The sequence below is a fragment of the Xanthomonas dyei genome, assembly GCF_002939865.1.
GTDB lineage: Bacteria > Pseudomonadota > Gammaproteobacteria > Xanthomonadales > Xanthomonadaceae > Xanthomonas > Xanthomonas dyei.
In genome coordinates, this window is the sequence record NZ_MDEE01000064.1 from 1 (window position 1) to 14,128 (window position 14,128).

Genomic DNA, 14,128 nt, shown 5'->3' on the forward strand with positions numbered 1-14,128 from the left:
GTCGCCGAACGTCAGTTGCATGGATGATTCCTCAACACGAGGCGGGTAGTGTCGCGCATCTGCCGTGCTTTGTTCAGAGGTTCCCTAAGGGTTTGTTAAATGATAAAAATCCGAATACTCGAGTGGGTGATTTTGTAGATCGATTTAGTGCATCCGAATATAGGGATTGGTTAACAGTCGAAGGTATTCCGGAGGGCTCGGGGCAATTTGTTCAGATGAATCGTTGGTTGCGTGATCCATCAGGATCAGGCCTTTACACTCGCCCCGACATTCGGATTTCAAGTTCTGGTTCTATTCTTGATGCCACAGTAGGATGGAAGTCGAGCACAGACACTCAGATCATTAGGTTCAATGCGTACTCGGGTGGTAATCGAATTACGATCGTCCGCCCTGAGAAATTAGGCGGTAGTTACAGTATATGGCCTTGAGGAAAATACATGGCTCGTGTAAATAGTATTGATTCACTCTATGATTTTATTGGGTATGTGGTGCTATGCGCGCCTGATAATTTTCCAGTTAGAGACTACTTGCCCGCAGATGCGCAAATGAATCTAGACAGGGCATTTGCTGAGCTCCGTCATGGTATTGAATTGATCGAGCATGACATGGCGGATGACGCCAAGCGGAAGCATTTGGCGTCTCTACTTGACCAGGCATTCGCGGCTTATAAAGCAGGTGATGAGCTCAGAGGCGCTCATTTGGTGCAGGACTTCCAAAACTTGATCTTCAAACTCAACGACTAGTGGCTCTTGTCCAATTGCTGAGTCAACTTATCCACCGCCCGGCATGGCCGGGCGATGGATGATTATTGATATGCTTTTGGTGAGCAGTCAAAGGCCAAGATGAGGCCTTGCAAATACAACTAGTGGTAATTATTTTATCAAGCGAGTTGAACTAAGTGTATTGAGTTATTTCCACGTCGATGCGCAGTTGGATATGTAAAATTACTTCACGCCAATAGGTGGTCAGCACCAGCGGCTACGATGCGTCGGCAGCGCGATGGGCCAGATCAGCTTCAGCTGGCGCAATGTGGCCGCAGTGGCCACTGCGACAGTGGACAATGCAGTAGCTATGTGGCCAACAAGCTTATCGGCAATGAGGCGAGCTTTAGCTGGAAAAGTGTGGCCGCCAGCGCGGTGGCCGCAAGCATCACATAGCAGTTGGCGCCAACGATCGCCCGCTCCATAGGAGTCGACGCAACGCAGTATGGGCAAGCCATCACCTCAGGAATTACCGGTTGCATCGTTAGTGCGCATGTCCGGCAAGGAATCTTGGGTGGCGCTGTCGACTACCAAGACGTGTTCGTCGATGCGTTTGGTAATACGGTTAATGGCGCGTTGATGCAGCGTGGTCAGGCGGCTTTGGCAGCCAGGTCGCAAAGTGATCGGCCTTCGCTATCGGCGTCGATTGGTGGTAATGGTGCATTGACTGATCCGGATTACCGGGCCGACTGGCTCTACGGAAATGGAGCGGCGAGCACCCCAGCAGGCGCTGGTGCCGGCTTGGTGGAAATCGAGGCGATGCAACGGATGGTCCGGGAGCGCAGCGGCCTGCTGCCAACCAAGTCGGTGGATGCAGAGGGTCAGCCGGTTGGCTATTACGTCCCGGCGAATGGCGACATCGATGACGTTACCGGCAATCAGCTGATCCTCGATACCTTGGAATACAACCGCGGGTTGGCAGTACAAGGGATATCCATGCCGGTGCTGTTGCCGTCGGTCAATGCACCGTACGCAGATTGGGTGTCTGCCAATCACGAATTGCAGGAATGGATCTACGGCCAAGAATCGTCAGTGCTCTCCATCACCGATCCTGCCAATGCAATCGATGCAGTGCCGTGGTCGATCAATGAAGGCATGCAGAGCAGGGCTGCCGATATCAAGGATTACACCCTCAATGCACCCAATGCGGCAATGGCCGCAGTTGGTGCTGGCACGTATGCGGTAGTGAGTCTTGCAGGAACGCTGACCGAAGGTGTCACGAGTGGGCTACGCCTTGCCACCAACACGCAGATGCGCAAGCAGGCGATTCTTGGTGCAGCGCACGCCGTGACACACCCCGGCGAGACGATACGAGGTGCAGCAAACGGCTGGATGAACATGTCCGATGAGCAGCGGCTCCTGGCCGGTGGCAGCATGCTGGTCGGAATGGCGGCACCGGTGTCGCGGTTGGGTGCGCTGGCTGAGGCGCGAGGGACTGTGGGTGGCTTGTAGCGGTATGAAAATGCGCTCTTTAGTCTGGATGTACGTCAAACTCAGGCTGCTTCCCGGGAGCTTTTTGAGGCTATCTCGTCGCGGCGAAATGTTTTTTGCTCAGCCTGGAGCGGACGACTATAGGTTTCTTGAATTGATGAACGCTGATGCTGCTGCGGGAGGTCCTGGAAATCTATCTATCATCGTTCGAAGTGAAAGCCCACAGAGGCTCACGCTAATGGAGAAATGTTTGCATGTTACTCAATCAAAGATCTGGGGTGATCCGATGTTGGATGCCAGTGGGGCCGCAACAGCATTCCGCGAATGGCATGTCCGCGACTTTATGAGCCGCCATAGTCGAATGTTAGGTTGGGATCAGAGCAAGCGAACAGTATTAAATTCTGAGTTGAAATATTGGGCCGAACAGAAAGATAGAGCTGATTTATGATGAAAATCATTCCATTGAATGACGTGCTTTTTGTATTTGACTCGTGGACTCTGATTGTGGATCAAAGTCTGTGTTCCGAAATGGCTGTCGGCGATGAATTTATTTTGCTGGATGATTCGAAAATGGAGGTGGGCCGTGCTCGTCTTAAGAGTGTCTTGCCATCACGCAATTTCGATTTAAGAGCAATTGTAATTAATGTGATCAAAGGGCCAAGTGACTTAAAATCAGTCAGATTTTTATCTGTACACAGCCTTTGAAAAAATCAACTATCGCTCGGCGATAGCCGGGCTATAGTATTTGAGCGGCTACCGCTACACCCTGGTGCGTAACGAGCAAGGCAGTGGCATGACCACGCCGGAGGGCTACACCCACACCTACCGCTACACCTACCAGGGCGCAGAGACCTACCTCACCCAACAGGTGATCGGCACCAGCACGCACAAGGACTTCAAGACCAGCAACAGCACCAGCACCTACGATGCGTGGGGCAAGCTGCTGTCGGTGCGCGAGAACACGCCCGGCGGCAAGGTGGATGACCGGCTGCGGTATTTCACGATGGATGCGGAGGGCAACATCCTGCGCCGCACCGAGGGCACGTTCGAGGGCGGCACGTTCACCCAGGACGATGCCGAGCGTCTGCGCACTGAGGGGGAGCTCACCCGCATCAGACAGCCGGTCAGACGCTCCGATGGCCAGATAATCCGATGTGCCAGCGCCAACCGGGCTCATCAATAGGGTCTATCTCTCAAAGTGTGATGTATGCCCTGGAAAAATCTTTCGGTTGAAGAGTGGTAATCACTTGACAGCGTACCGGGGGGACGCCTTAAAGTTCACGCCGTCATCACAGGGGGATGCGGCGAGCTCGCTCGGAAGTTAGGTGGCTACCAGGATCGGTAGACACATGCCACGGCGCTGCAACGCGGGTCCGCAATGCAACTAGGTTTCACCCATCTTTTCTAGGCCGCACGGCCTGGCACGGTGGTTTGCGTCTCATGGATGTGGCGATGCCGTCTGTCGATAAACTTTCTGCTTACTTGGCGCAAGACCCGGCAAACCCGGAGCTTGCGTGCCAGCTCTGCGATGCGCTGATCGAAACCGGTCAGGCGGCGCGGGCTGAGTTGGTGATTGCTGCATTGCCTGCCGACCTTCTGCAACTTGCCGGGGTGCAGTTTCGTGCTGCGCGGCTGGACCTGCTGGCCGGTCGCTACGCCGAAGCCGAAGCGCGGCTGCGGCCGTTATCCGAGCGCCACCCGGCACCCGCGTTGGACCATGACATCGCATTTGCACAGCTGTGCCAGCAGAACCTGGATGATGCAATGCGCACCCTGGACACGGCGCGTGCGCGTCACGGCGATAGTGCCGAATTTGCCGTGCTCGCTGCACGGGTCGCTTTGATGCGCACGGACTACGCTGCGGCCGATGCGGCGCTTGCGTCGGCATTGCTACTCGCTCCGCAGCATCCAACAGCGTTGGGCCTGAGTGCACTGTGTGCGCTGGATGTAGGGGACATGCAACGTGCTGCAGCGCAGGCGAACCATTGTCTATCGCTGTTTCCAGACCAGCACGAAGCATTGCTCGCTGCGGGTGCACTGGCGTTGTATGCCCAGGACGGCGGCGTTGCCGCGATGCATTTTGAGCGTGCGTTGGAGCGCTTTCCGATGTCGGGCCGGGCGCTGTCCGGGCTTGGTCAGGCGCGCATGCTGCAGGGTACATTGGCGCCGGCCAAGGCCTTGCTGACACAGGCAACGCAGGCCATGCCGGACCACATCGGTACCTGGCATGCGTTGGGCTGGCTGCACCTGCTGGATGGCGAGCGTTCTGCGGCTGAAGCGTGCTACCAACGTGCATATGCGCTGGATCGCAACTTTGCAGAGTCGCACGGCGGTCTGGCGGTGGTGGCACTGCTGGATGGGCACCACGAAGAGGGCGAAGCGCATCTGCGCCGCGCGCTCAAGCTCGATCCCGACAGCATCAGCGGGCGCTATGCGCAGTCGTTGTCGCTTGCCGATCGTGGCCAGCAGGTACAGTCGGAGGCGGTGTTTGCCGCGTTGATGCGTGATGGCGCATTGGCCGGTGCGCAGGCGCTCGGCGCGCAAACGCCTGCCGAAATGGCACAGCGCCTACGTGCGCGGCTGTCATCCAGCAACACTGTCGCGCATTGACGGCCGGTCTGTGGACGCCGATACCGCCATGCATCTGCTGGCCGAGACTCTGCTGGCGTCGGCCAAGATCTCTGCGCCGATCCTGCTGATCACGCTGGTGGTGGGTCTGGTGATTTCGGTCTTGCAGGTCGTCACGCAGATCCAGGAAATGACGCTGACCTTCATTCCCAAGTTGATCGCGGTGGGTGCGGTGACGATGGTGATGGGAAGCTGGATGCTGTTGACAGCGGTAGAGCTTGCCAAGCGCATGTTCGACTTTGCGGCAGGGCTCTGACGATGGATGCGCTGGCCGGATTTGCTCTGCTGTTTGGTTACGCGTCACTACGCTACTTGCCGGTAATGGTGCTGCCTGGTCTGTCGCCGTTGGCCTGGGCGCCGATGCTTGTGCGTGTGACCACGATGCTGGCGTTTGCATGGCTGACGCTATTGGCGCTGCCAGATAGCTATGTCCGACCCACGACCGGCCAGCCGACGGCGCTGCTCCTGGCGGCAGTGGGTGAACTGATGATCGGTGGGATCTTCGGCCTGGCCTTCATGATCCCCAACGCGGCGTTGCACACCAGCGGTTGGTTGTTGGACATGCAAGCAGGCCTGGGCGCTGGTGCCCTGCTCAACCCTGCAAGTGCGGACACGCAAGAATCGCTACTGGGTCATGCGCTGATGCTGGCCGCTACCGTGTTGTTCTTCTCGCTTGACCTGCATGTGCTGCTGTTCAAGGGTCTGGTTGCCAGTACCGCTGTGCTGCCGCTTGGGCGCATGAGTCAACCCATCAGTGCCGACGCATTCTTCGCCCTGCTCGGTAGCAGCTTTGTCGCTGCGCTGATGGTGGTGATGCCGGTAGTGCTGGGGCTTTCTCTGGTCGATGTCGCGGTGGGCTATGCCTCGCGTTCGATGCCGCAGGCGAACGTGTATTTTCTGGCGTTACCGCTGAAGGTCGCGGTGGCACTGGGTTTGCTGGCAGTGACGTTGGCCTACGCGCCTGGCTTGATCGGGCGGCTGTTCGGCAAGGCGCTGGATCAGGCGCCGCAGCTGCTGGGAGCGCCCTGATGGCCGATGCCGACCAGGACAAGACCGAGCAGCCGACGCAATCGCGATTGGAAGAAGCGCGCCGCAAAGGCGAAGTGGCCAAGAGTACCGACCTCACAACCGTGCTGATGCTGGGAATTTTTGTGGTTGTCACGATGTTGACCGGGCGCGACATCGCGGCGGCACTGGCGACCGCGACGCGTAGCACCGTGCAGTTGGCTGGCGTGCACCCGCGCATCGGTGCAGATCTGGTGGCTTGGTTGATCGAGACATATGGCGGCTTGCTGCAATCGATGACGCTGCTGATCCTCGCGTTGCTGGTGGTCGCTGTGGTTGCCAACCTGGGCCAGACCGGCCCCATCTTCAGTACGCATGCGCTTGCGCCAAGCATTCAGCGCATGCATCCGATGAACGCGGTCAAGCGGCTGTTTTCGATGCGCGGTCTGTGGGAACTGGGCAAGCTGGTTCTCAAGCTGACCATGCTTGGCCTGCTTGCCTATATCGCAGTTGGCCATGCGGCGGCTTTTGTCGGCGACCTTGCATTGTCTCCACCAGCCCAGTTGGTCGAGCACCTGCGTTCGGGCTTTTGGACCACCTCGGTCTACGTGCTGCTGGTGTTGCTGATTGTCGCAGTTGCCGACCTGGCTTTCATGCGCAAGGACCATGGCAAGAAGATGCGCATGAGTCGGCGCGAGGTGCGTGACGACGCCAAACGGCGTGATGGCGATCCGGAGGTGAAATCCAAGCAGCGCAGGCAGATCCGTGACTTGCTCAAGACGGTGCGTTCGCTGCCGCGTGTGGCCGATGCTGACGTCATCTTGACCAACCCCACCCATTACGCGGTTGCTGTGCAGTATCGTCCGCGCAGCATGCGGGCGCCCGTCGTATTGAGCAAAGGGCGTGGGCTATTGGCCGCTCGCGTACGTCGCGCAGCTCAGCGTGCCGGCGTACCGGTGATCCGTATGCCAGCATTGGCGCGGGCGCTGTATCGCGACTGTGCAATCGATGCTCCAGTTCCGGAAGAGCTGTTCGATGCGCTGGCACCTGTCTACCGTAGGCTCTACGCCAATCGCCGCGCCGGTGCTGCTGCATGAAGGGGATTCTCGCCGCATTTTTGAAGGACAAACGCGACCTGGCACTGGTGGGGCTGGTGGTCGGCATCTTGATGGTGCTGTTTGTCCCGGTACCGTCGCCGTTGCTGGATCTGTTGCTGATCATCAATATCAGCCTTGCCCTGCTGATCCTGCTGGTGACGTTCTTCACCGAGTCGCCGCTGAACTTCTCGACTTTTCCAACCCTGTTGCTGATCGCCACCATGTTCCGGTTGGCGCTGAATGTGTCCGCCACCCGCCTGATTCTGGATGGTGCGGACGCGGGCCGTGTGATCGGTGCTATCGGTACCTTCGTGATCCGCGGCAATTACGTGGTCGGCATCGTCGTGTTTTTGATCCTCGTGGTCGTGCAGTACGTGGTGGTGACCACTGGTGCGCAACGCGTGGCCGAGGTGGCGGCACGCTTCACGTTGGACAGCATGCCCGGCAAGCAGATGAGTATCGATGCCGACATGAACATGGGGCTGATCGATGAGCATGAGGCCCGCCGTCGTCGCAAGCAGATCGAAAAGGAAGCCAATTTCTACGGTGCGATGGACGGCGCCACCAAGTTCGTCAAGGGCGATGCCATCGCTGGCATCGTGATCGTGCTGATCAACATCATCGGTGGTCTGGCGATCGGTATCGCACAGATGGGCATGCCCTGGACCGAGGCCGTGCAGCGATTCACGTTGCTCACCGTCGGCGACGGCATTGTTACGCAGATCCCGTCGTTGGTGATCGCGGTGGCAACCGGCATCATCATCACGCGCGCAGCGGCCGACGCGCGGTTGGGTGCCGAGATTCCGCGCCAGATTCTGTCCGATCCGCGGGCATTGGCGGTGGTTGCCGCAGCGTTGCTGTTGATGTTGACGTTACCGGGATTCCCCAAGTTACCGGTGATCGCCGCACTGATCGGTGTTGCGGTGCTGATCCGCTATAGCCTGGTCAAGCGGCCACCAAGCGATAGCGCGCCCGACGTTGACGCCTCGCAGGGGCCGACTGCGCAGGAAGAGTTGCAGCAAGCCATGCGGGTGGAACCTATCGAAATACGTATGGGCAGTGCATTGCATGAGTTGCTCCTGGGGCCGAGCGGCGACTTCGCGTTGCGCATCGTCAACCTGCGCAAACAGGTTGCGGGCGAACTCGGCTTCGTCATCCCCAAAGTCCAAAGCAGCTTGCGCGCGGAGCTGGAACGCAATCAGTACGAACTGCTGGTCGAAGGCAATCGCGTTGGTCAGGGTGAGATTCATCCTGACCGACTGCTGGCGATCAATCCAGGCGGTACGCGCGTCAAGCTGGAAGGACTGGAAACACGCGATCCTGCTTATGGTTTACCTGCGCAATGGATCGCACCGGAGGCGCGTCAGGCAGCCCGCGCAGGCGGCTACACCCTGGTGGAGCCCGATACGGTGCTGGTCACCCATCTCAACGAGCTGGTCAAGCGTCACGGGCCGGACCTGCTTAGCCGCAGCGAGACCGAGCGCCTGTTGTCGCGTCTTGACGAACACCGCGCACCGCTGGTCGCCGAGCTGGTTCCCAATGTGCTGAGCTATTCCGATGTGCAGAAGACACTGCAACTGCTGCTGCGCGAGCAGGTGAGCATCCGTAACCTTGAGGCCATCGTCGAGGTTCTGCTGGATGCCGGGCGCAATCAGAAGCATCCGGAGGAGTTGGCCGAACGCGTGCGAGAGCGGCTAGGCGCCACCATCTGCCAACGCTTTCAAGATGAGCGCAGTGAGCTGCATGTGCTGACGCTCGAGCCGGGTATCGAACGGACCCTGATGGGTCAGCAGCGCAACGGCGAAGGACGCAGCGCCCTGTTTACCGACATGGCGCAACTGGATGGTTTCATTCGTCAACTGGCCAAACAGGCCGAAGCGATGATGGGACAAAACCGCTTGCCGGTGCTGTTGTGCCCTGCGCCGTTGCGTCGTCCATTGCGCGGTTTGATCCAACGTTCGTTGCCTCATGTGGCCGTGCTGGCACTCAATGAGGTTCCTTCCACCGCCCTGGTCCGCTCATTTGCGGCAGTGGGCGCGCCTTTGCAGGTTGCAGCATGAGTGACACCATCCAGGCCATCAGCCGCAGTCTGAATGCCGACATCCAGGCACTGACCGCGGTCAGCCAGAACGTCGCCAATCTCAACACACCCGGCTACCAGAGCGTGCGTGCGCGCAGCGACTTCGCTGCAGCCAGTGGCGCCCAGGCAATGGCGGTACAGCGTGGCGATGGCGCCCTGCGCGAAACCGGGCGCGGACTTGATCTGGCATTACGCGGGAACGGTTTCTTCGTGACGCAGCAGGATGGCCAGCAGCGGTTACTGCGCATGGGCAGCTTCGTGCGCGGCGCCGACGGCAGTCTGCAAACGCGCGAGGGTGCTGCCGTATTGACCGATGCCGGGGTTTTGACGCTGCCGCAGTCGGACATTCGCGTCGACGAGCAAGGCGCGATCTGGGACGGCGAGGCCTTATTGGCACGTCTGAGCATCGTGGACGTGGCCGAGTCGGCTCGGCTGATTCCCAGCGAGGGCGGTTATCGCTACCACGGAGCGACCACGCAATGGAAAGGAACCGTGCAGCAAGGCAGCGTCGAACAATCCAATGTCGACGCCGCTGGCGAAACCATGCAACTGATCGAACTTTCGCGACATGCCGAATCGGTGCAACGCGTCATTTCCCTCTATGACCGAGCGATGGATACGGGCATCAACCGTATTGGCGACAACTGACAGGACTGCATCAATGATCGACGCTCTTTACATCTCATCTACCGGGCTGCGTGGCCAGCAGCAGATCGACGTGATCTCCAACAACGTCGCCAACATGCAGACGCCCGGCTTCAAGCGCGGACGTGTCAATTTTGCCGAAATTGCAAATGCGCCGTTGCCCGGCCAGGGGATCGATCAGGCCACCAACGTGCATGGCGGCGGTATTCGCGTGAGTTCCACGTCGGTGGAATTTGGTGCCGGCGCCTTGCAACCCACGCGCAATCCACTGGATCTGGCGATCGATGGCGATGGTTTCTTTGAGATCGAGAACGCGAACGGTGAGCGCTTCTACACTCGCTCGGGCCGCTTCCATGTGGACAGCGAGGGCTACCTTGCCATCTCCAATGGCATGCGCCTGTCGGCAGGAATCCAGATGCCGCAAGGCGCTGCAGACGTATTGATCTCCGCGGCAGGCGAAGTGAGCGCCAAGCTCGAGGGCGGTGAAGAGCGCTCAGTATTGGGCAGTATCGATCTGGTCAGCTTCGTGTCCACCGAAGGCCTGGAGTCGCGCGGCGAAAACGTCTTCCAGGCCGCTGGCCGTTCTGGCGAAGCAATTCCGCTGGCTGCAGGCAGCAACGGTGCAGGAAAGTTGCAGCAAGGCTATCTGGAGGCAGCCAACGTCGACATGATCGATGAGATGACCGGTTTGGTGCTGGCGCAACGGGCGTACCAGCTCAATGCGCGGGTATTGCAGGCGTCTGATCAGATTCTTGAAACCATCAACAATCTGCGCCGCTGATGATCAGGACGTGTGCCCTGTTGCTGATGGTGTCCTGTGCAAGCGCGCAGGCGACCACGATTGCACCCGACCGGCTGGTCGCAACCGCGCGTGCGTCGCTGGATGCCCTGTCCAGTGCGCTTCCTGGCGAGCTGACGATCACCGCCGCTGCGTTGCCAAGCTCTCAACTGGATGTGGAAGCGGATGCTTCACGTGTGACATTGCAGGCAACGCCGATCGACGGCAGCTGGCCACGCAAGCGCATCGGTGTTCCCGTGCGTGTGCTGGTCGATGGCGTTCCCACCCAGACCAGCATGGTTTGGTTCACGGTGCAATGGTGGTTGGAACGGTCCACCTACACCCGTGCGTTTGCCGACGGCACGCCGAGCGCGCAGCTTCTCATAGTGAACAAGCGGGTCGACGTGGCGGGTATTTTGGCGATCGGTGAGGCATTGGGGCAGGTCACCTTACCTGCGTCGGGTCGATTGAAGCATGCCGTGCGCGCTGGTCATCTGGTAAAGCCAGACGACTTTACGGCGGCGCCGACGATTGCTCGACGCGACCCGGTAACCCTGCGCGTTCGCAGTGGCGCAGTCGAGCTACGGTTGCCGGCACTAGCGACAGCGGACGGGCAGCTAGGCGAGGCAATTGCCGTCTTGCCAAAGGGTGCGCGTACTCCCGTGCTGGCACGCGTGGTCGCCAATGGAGAGGTGTCCATTGAACAGTAGATGCCTGGTCTTGAGCGCCGCGGTGTTGCTGGCAACGGCAAGCCAAAGTGTGAGCGCGCAAGAAAGTCTGATCAACCCGAATACCTATCGCGGTATTGCTGCGGATCGACGTGCGTATCGAGTAGGCGATGTGTTGACGGTAAACGTCTTGGAGGCCGCCAGAGCACGCTCCGGGGCGGCGACCGACGCCGGCTCGGATGTCCGGCTGAGTGGCACGGCTGGCAATAACGCTTATCGCGGTGGCTTCGATGCCAGCTTGTCTGGCGCTACCAAGGGCAGTGCGGAGACCTCGCGCGTTGGTGAGCTGCGCACGCAATTGTCGGTGCAAGTCAAGGATGTTCTGAGCGACGGATCGCTGGTGGTTGAAGGTGAGCAGTCGTTATTGATCAACAAGGAAGATCAGCGCATTACCCTGAGCGGCATCGTGCGGCCGGACGACATCTTGGCCGACAACACCGTGTGGTCTCATCGGCTTGCTAAGGAACCTCTGAACAACTCGTGGCGTTGCGAGCGAACTCGGGATTTCGCCTGATCGCGGCGGTCGCTCATGCTGGAAATCAATGGCTTGCGAGTGACGGAGACTGCCCTAGGTACTGATCGGAAGCTGGCGAAAGAGTTGTTCAGAGGTTCCCTAACGCTCGTGTGGAGTTCAACGGCAAAGGTGTCGTTGCCGAGTCGCAGCGTCAAAGCGTTGCCTATCGGTTGCTTAAGTGGCTGAGAGTGCTATGAATCTGCGTCTGCGTCTGCGTCTGCGTCTGCGTCTGCTGGTGCTCTTGCTCGCGCTATCCTCTGGCACCGCGCAAGCGGCTGCCGTCTCCGATGTCAGGATCAAGGACATCGCCCGCATTGCCGGTGTACGCGAAAATCCGTTGACTGGGTACGGCCTGGTATTCGGCCTTTCAGGCACGGGCGACTCGGCACGTAATCGGGCGACGGTGCAATCGGTTGGCAATACGCTGCGCAACTTTGGCGTCAGCGTCGAACTGGGCGACCTGTCCAGTCGTAATGTGGCAGCAGTGCTGGTCACTGCAAAACTCCCGCCCTTCGCAGAACCTGGGCAGCCACTCGATGTGCAGGTCGCCTCGGCAGGCGATGCCCGCAGCCTGACCGGCGGTACGTTGATGATTGCGCCTTTGAGCGGCCCTGACGGCAAGGTCTACGCTATCGCGCAAGGCGCGATCTCGGTGGGTGGTTATCAGTTCGAGGCGATTACCGCGTCTGTGCAAAAGAATCATCCCACCGTAGGCTGGATTCCGTCTGGCGGCACGGTCGAGCGCGCGGCTGCACTGGATGTCGCTGGCGAGCCGGGAACCTTGAGTATCCTGCTGGACGAAGCGGACTTCACCACCGCTAACCGCATCGCTCAAGCAGTGACGGCCAGCTTGCCAGGCGTGACGGCAGAGGCCGAGCACGCTGGCAAGGTCGTTGTGCACTATCGAGACAACCCCAGCCGTGTGGCGCGCATCTCTCAGATCGAAAACGTCCGTGTGACACGCGAACGTCCCGCGCGCGTGATCATCAATGAACGCACCGGCACCGTCGTTGCGGGAAGCAATATCCGCTTGGGTCAGGTCAGTATTTCTCATGGCGATCTGCGTGTGGAGATTTCTACGCGCTACAGCGTTTCCCAGCCCGATGGACTGCTAGTGCGCCCAGGTGCCGGTGTGCGCAGCGTATTGGTACCAGAAAGCACTATCACCACCGAAGAACCGATCGCGCCCCTGGTATCGGTAGCAGAAGGCGCAACCGTGGCCGATCTGATCTCCGCGTTGCGGGCCGCCAAGCTGACCACGCGCGACGTCATCGCGGTCTTGCAATCCGTCAAATCCGCAGGCGCCCTGGATGGCGACCTGATCATTCAGTAGGTCACTCATGTCCCAAGATCTTACCGTCGACGCCGTGCGCATGGCCTTGAGCCTCAACAAGCTCAAGGCTGAAGTCACCAGCTGGAACATCGCCAATGCATCGAGCCCGGATGCGCCGGTTTTCGTTATCGACCAAAGCCGGACGGACCGTGTCTTGAATGCGGCAGCCGGTGCAAACCCCGGTGAGGTTGCCGCGCTGCTACATAAGCCAGATTCGCCGACATTGGCGATCGTGGATCAACGTAGCGACGGTACGCGCGCAAGCCTGGACGACCTGGTCGCTGACTCGGTATCGGCAGGACTTAACTATCAAGCATTGACCGAGTCGCTGAGCCGGCACTTCGGCTTGATGCGTTTGGCGGTTACTGGACGGAGCGGCGCATGAGCATCGATGCAATTTTGGACGCAAGCCGCGCAGGCATGCAGAACGAGCGACTACGCATGGACCTGGCCGGGCGGCATATCGCAGTTGCCAATCAACCGATCGATCCACGCCAGCTTGCTGCCTCGTCCAATGGCTCCTTCGCCGAAACGGTGGGCCTTGGAGATGGGATGGATGCCGTCCGCAGCCTTGGCACGCGCACGGTGCTGGATCCGAAAAACCCTATGGCCGATGCACAAGGACAGGTGCATTACCCGGCTGTAGACATGGTCAGTGAGATGACAAGTCTAATGACGGCAAGCCGCGGCTACGAAGCAAACGTTCGCTCGTTCAATGTCCTGCGCAGCATGGTGCTGCGCGCGTTCGAAATTGGAGCCAAGTGATGGCGATCGAGGCAATTGGCGCCATCGGTCCAGCACCGCTGGAAACACTCGGAGCACCGGTGGCCGCCAGCGAAGGCGTGAACTTTGGTGATGTGGTTGCGCGTGGTCTCTCCAATGCCGATGGCGCTGTCCAGACCGCGGATCAGCAGCTCCGTGGGATGGCCGCTGGCCAGGAGATTGCACCGCACGATCTGATGATCTCGCTGGAAGAGGCGCGCATGCATCTCACGTTGCTGGCCGAGGTGCGTAACAAGCTGGTCGAGGGGTATCAGGAACTTAGGTATCCCCACGTTTTTAAGGTACCAGGCTCATCTGCTCGCGCACTGCGTCGGGCAGGGTGCGCAAGCGTTCTAGCCAGCGTGA

Annotated in this window: 19 protein-coding genes; all 19 read left to right on the forward strand. The window is 59.4% G+C overall.

Annotation, left to right across the window (positions count from 1 at the left end):
* Positions 1-428 (forward strand): hypothetical protein (locus tag XdyCFBP7245_RS24325; protein ID WP_211287766.1); only part of this gene is annotated, 428 nt, incomplete at its 5' end.
* Between the two features lie 9 nt (positions 429-437).
* Positions 438-743, forward strand: coding sequence for a hypothetical protein (locus XdyCFBP7245_RS23925; RefSeq protein ID WP_146091709.1), 306 nt, complete (start codon positions 438-440; stop codon positions 741-743).
* A gap of 528 nt (positions 744-1,271) precedes the next feature.
* Positions 1,272-2,213, forward strand: a complete 942-nt coding sequence (locus XdyCFBP7245_RS22150) for a hypothetical protein (RefSeq protein ID WP_146091710.1) — start codon at positions 1,272-1,274, stop codon at positions 2,211-2,213.
* 4 nt (positions 2,214-2,217) lie between these two features.
* Positions 2,218-2,640, forward strand: a complete 423-nt coding sequence (locus XdyCFBP7245_RS23930; RefSeq protein ID WP_146091711.1) for a hypothetical protein — start codon at positions 2,218-2,220, stop codon at positions 2,638-2,640.
* Positions 2,640-2,897, forward strand: a complete 258-nt coding sequence (locus XdyCFBP7245_RS23935) for a hypothetical protein (RefSeq protein ID WP_146091712.1) — start codon at positions 2,640-2,642, stop codon at positions 2,895-2,897. Before XdyCFBP7245_RS23930 ends, XdyCFBP7245_RS23935 begins: the two co-directional genes overlap by 1 nt.
* Positions 2,898-2,937: 40 nt before the next feature.
* Positions 2,938-3,375 (forward strand): hypothetical protein, encoded by a 438-nt coding sequence (locus XdyCFBP7245_RS22155; protein WP_104617529.1) that lies wholly within the window; start codon positions 2,938-2,940, stop codon positions 3,373-3,375.
* 269 nt (positions 3,376-3,644) lie between these two features.
* Complete coding sequence (locus XdyCFBP7245_RS22160) at positions 3,645-4,802, forward strand: tetratricopeptide repeat protein (RefSeq protein ID WP_244907890.1); 1,158 nt, start codon at positions 3,645-3,647, stop codon at positions 4,800-4,802.
* Positions 4,803-4,830: 28 nt separating this feature from the next.
* Positions 4,831-5,076 carry a flagellar biosynthetic protein FliQ gene (locus XdyCFBP7245_RS22165; protein WP_164497828.1) on the forward strand — a complete coding sequence of 82 codons (246 nt, stop codon included), beginning with the start codon at positions 4,831-4,833 and terminating at the stop codon, positions 5,074-5,076.
* Between the two features lie 2 nt (positions 5,077-5,078).
* The gene (locus XdyCFBP7245_RS22170; RefSeq protein WP_104617532.1) at positions 5,079-5,849 is read left to right on the forward strand and encodes a flagellar biosynthetic protein FliR; all 771 of its coding nucleotides are present in this window, start codon (positions 5,079-5,081) and stop codon (positions 5,847-5,849) included.
* On the forward strand, positions 5,849-6,922 hold the full coding sequence (locus tag XdyCFBP7245_RS22175) for an EscU/YscU/HrcU family type III secretion system export apparatus switch protein (RefSeq protein ID WP_104617533.1): 1,074 nt from the start codon (positions 5,849-5,851) through the stop codon (positions 6,920-6,922). Before XdyCFBP7245_RS22170 ends, XdyCFBP7245_RS22175 begins: the two co-directional genes overlap by 1 nt.
* Positions 6,919-8,982 (forward strand): flagellar biosynthesis protein FlhA, encoded by a 2,064-nt coding sequence (locus tag XdyCFBP7245_RS22180; protein WP_104617534.1) that lies wholly within the window; start codon positions 6,919-6,921, stop codon positions 8,980-8,982. Before XdyCFBP7245_RS22175 ends, XdyCFBP7245_RS22180 begins: the two co-directional genes overlap by 4 nt.
* Positions 8,979-9,650 carry a flagellar basal body rod C-terminal domain-containing protein gene (locus tag XdyCFBP7245_RS22185; RefSeq protein ID WP_104617535.1) on the forward strand — a complete coding sequence of 224 codons (672 nt, stop codon included), beginning with the start codon at positions 8,979-8,981 and terminating at the stop codon, positions 9,648-9,650. Before XdyCFBP7245_RS22180 ends, XdyCFBP7245_RS22185 begins: the two co-directional genes overlap by 4 nt.
* A gap of 13 nt (positions 9,651-9,663) precedes the next feature.
* Positions 9,664-10,428: a flagellar hook-basal body protein gene (locus tag XdyCFBP7245_RS22190; protein ID WP_104617536.1), complete on the forward strand. Its 765-nt coding sequence runs from the start codon at positions 9,664-9,666 to the stop codon at positions 10,426-10,428.
* A gap of 26 nt (positions 10,429-10,454) precedes the next feature.
* Positions 10,455-11,135 (forward strand): flagella basal body P-ring formation protein FlgA, encoded by a 681-nt coding sequence (locus tag XdyCFBP7245_RS22195; protein WP_244907893.1) that lies wholly within the window; start codon positions 10,455-10,457, stop codon positions 11,133-11,135.
* 10 nt (positions 11,136-11,145) lie between these two features.
* A complete protein-coding gene (locus XdyCFBP7245_RS22200; protein WP_104617538.1) occupies positions 11,146-11,667 on the forward strand; it encodes a flagellar basal body L-ring protein FlgH in 522 nt (173 codons plus the stop codon).
* Positions 11,668-11,860: 193 nt separating this feature from the next.
* Positions 11,861-13,000: a flagellar basal body P-ring protein FlgI gene (locus XdyCFBP7245_RS22210; RefSeq protein WP_244907891.1), complete on the forward strand. Its 1,140-nt coding sequence runs from the start codon at positions 11,861-11,863 to the stop codon at positions 12,998-13,000.
* A gap of 40 nt (positions 13,001-13,040) precedes the next feature.
* Entirely contained in the window at positions 13,041-13,385 is a 345-nt protein-coding gene (locus XdyCFBP7245_RS22215; RefSeq protein ID WP_244907892.1) for a hypothetical protein, read from the forward strand.
* Complete coding sequence (locus XdyCFBP7245_RS22220) at positions 13,382-13,765, forward strand: flagellar basal body rod protein FlgC (RefSeq protein ID WP_104617540.1); 384 nt, start codon at positions 13,382-13,384, stop codon at positions 13,763-13,765. Before XdyCFBP7245_RS22215 ends, XdyCFBP7245_RS22220 begins: the two co-directional genes overlap by 4 nt.
* A partial coding sequence (fliE, locus tag XdyCFBP7245_RS22225; protein ID WP_104617541.1) for a flagellar hook-basal body complex protein FliE occupies positions 13,765-14,128 on the forward strand: 364 nt, incomplete at its 3' end. The genes XdyCFBP7245_RS22220 and fliE, both read left to right, overlap by 1 nt.

Excerpts from the sequence above, each read along its gene's own strand:
- XdyCFBP7245_RS23925 (WP_146091709.1), top strand. The coding sequence starts at position 438 with ATGGCTCGTGTAAATAGTATTGATTCACTCTATGATTTTATTGGGTAT.
- XdyCFBP7245_RS23930 (WP_146091711.1), top strand. The coding sequence starts at position 2,218 with ATGAAAATGCGCTCTTTAGTCTGGATGTACGTCAAACTCAGGCTGCTT.
- XdyCFBP7245_RS23935 (WP_146091712.1), top strand. The coding sequence starts at position 2,640 with ATGAAAATCATTCCATTGAATGACGTGCTTTTTGTATTTGACTCGTGG.
- XdyCFBP7245_RS22160 (WP_244907890.1), top strand. The coding sequence starts at position 3,645 with ATGCCGTCTGTCGATAAACTTTCTGCTTACTTGGCGCAAGACCCGGCA.
- XdyCFBP7245_RS22165 (WP_164497828.1), top strand. The coding sequence starts at position 4,831 with ATGCATCTGCTGGCCGAGACTCTGCTGGCGTCGGCCAAGATCTCTGCG.
- XdyCFBP7245_RS22170 (WP_104617532.1), top strand. The coding sequence starts at position 5,079 with ATGGATGCGCTGGCCGGATTTGCTCTGCTGTTTGGTTACGCGTCACTA.
- XdyCFBP7245_RS22175 (WP_104617533.1), top strand. The coding sequence starts at position 5,849 with ATGGCCGATGCCGACCAGGACAAGACCGAGCAGCCGACGCAATCGCGA.
- XdyCFBP7245_RS22180 (WP_104617534.1), top strand. The coding sequence starts at position 6,919 with ATGAAGGGGATTCTCGCCGCATTTTTGAAGGACAAACGCGACCTGGCA.
- XdyCFBP7245_RS22185 (WP_104617535.1), top strand. The coding sequence starts at position 8,979 with ATGAGTGACACCATCCAGGCCATCAGCCGCAGTCTGAATGCCGACATC.
- XdyCFBP7245_RS22190 (WP_104617536.1), top strand. The coding sequence starts at position 9,664 with ATGATCGACGCTCTTTACATCTCATCTACCGGGCTGCGTGGCCAGCAG.
- XdyCFBP7245_RS22195 (WP_244907893.1), top strand. The coding sequence starts at position 10,455 with ATGGTGTCCTGTGCAAGCGCGCAGGCGACCACGATTGCACCCGACCGG.
- XdyCFBP7245_RS22210 (WP_244907891.1), top strand. The coding sequence starts at position 11,861 with ATGAATCTGCGTCTGCGTCTGCGTCTGCGTCTGCGTCTGCTGGTGCTC.
- XdyCFBP7245_RS22215 (WP_244907892.1), top strand. The coding sequence starts at position 13,041 with ATGGCCTTGAGCCTCAACAAGCTCAAGGCTGAAGTCACCAGCTGGAAC.
- XdyCFBP7245_RS22220 (WP_104617540.1), top strand. The coding sequence starts at position 13,382 with ATGAGCATCGATGCAATTTTGGACGCAAGCCGCGCAGGCATGCAGAAC.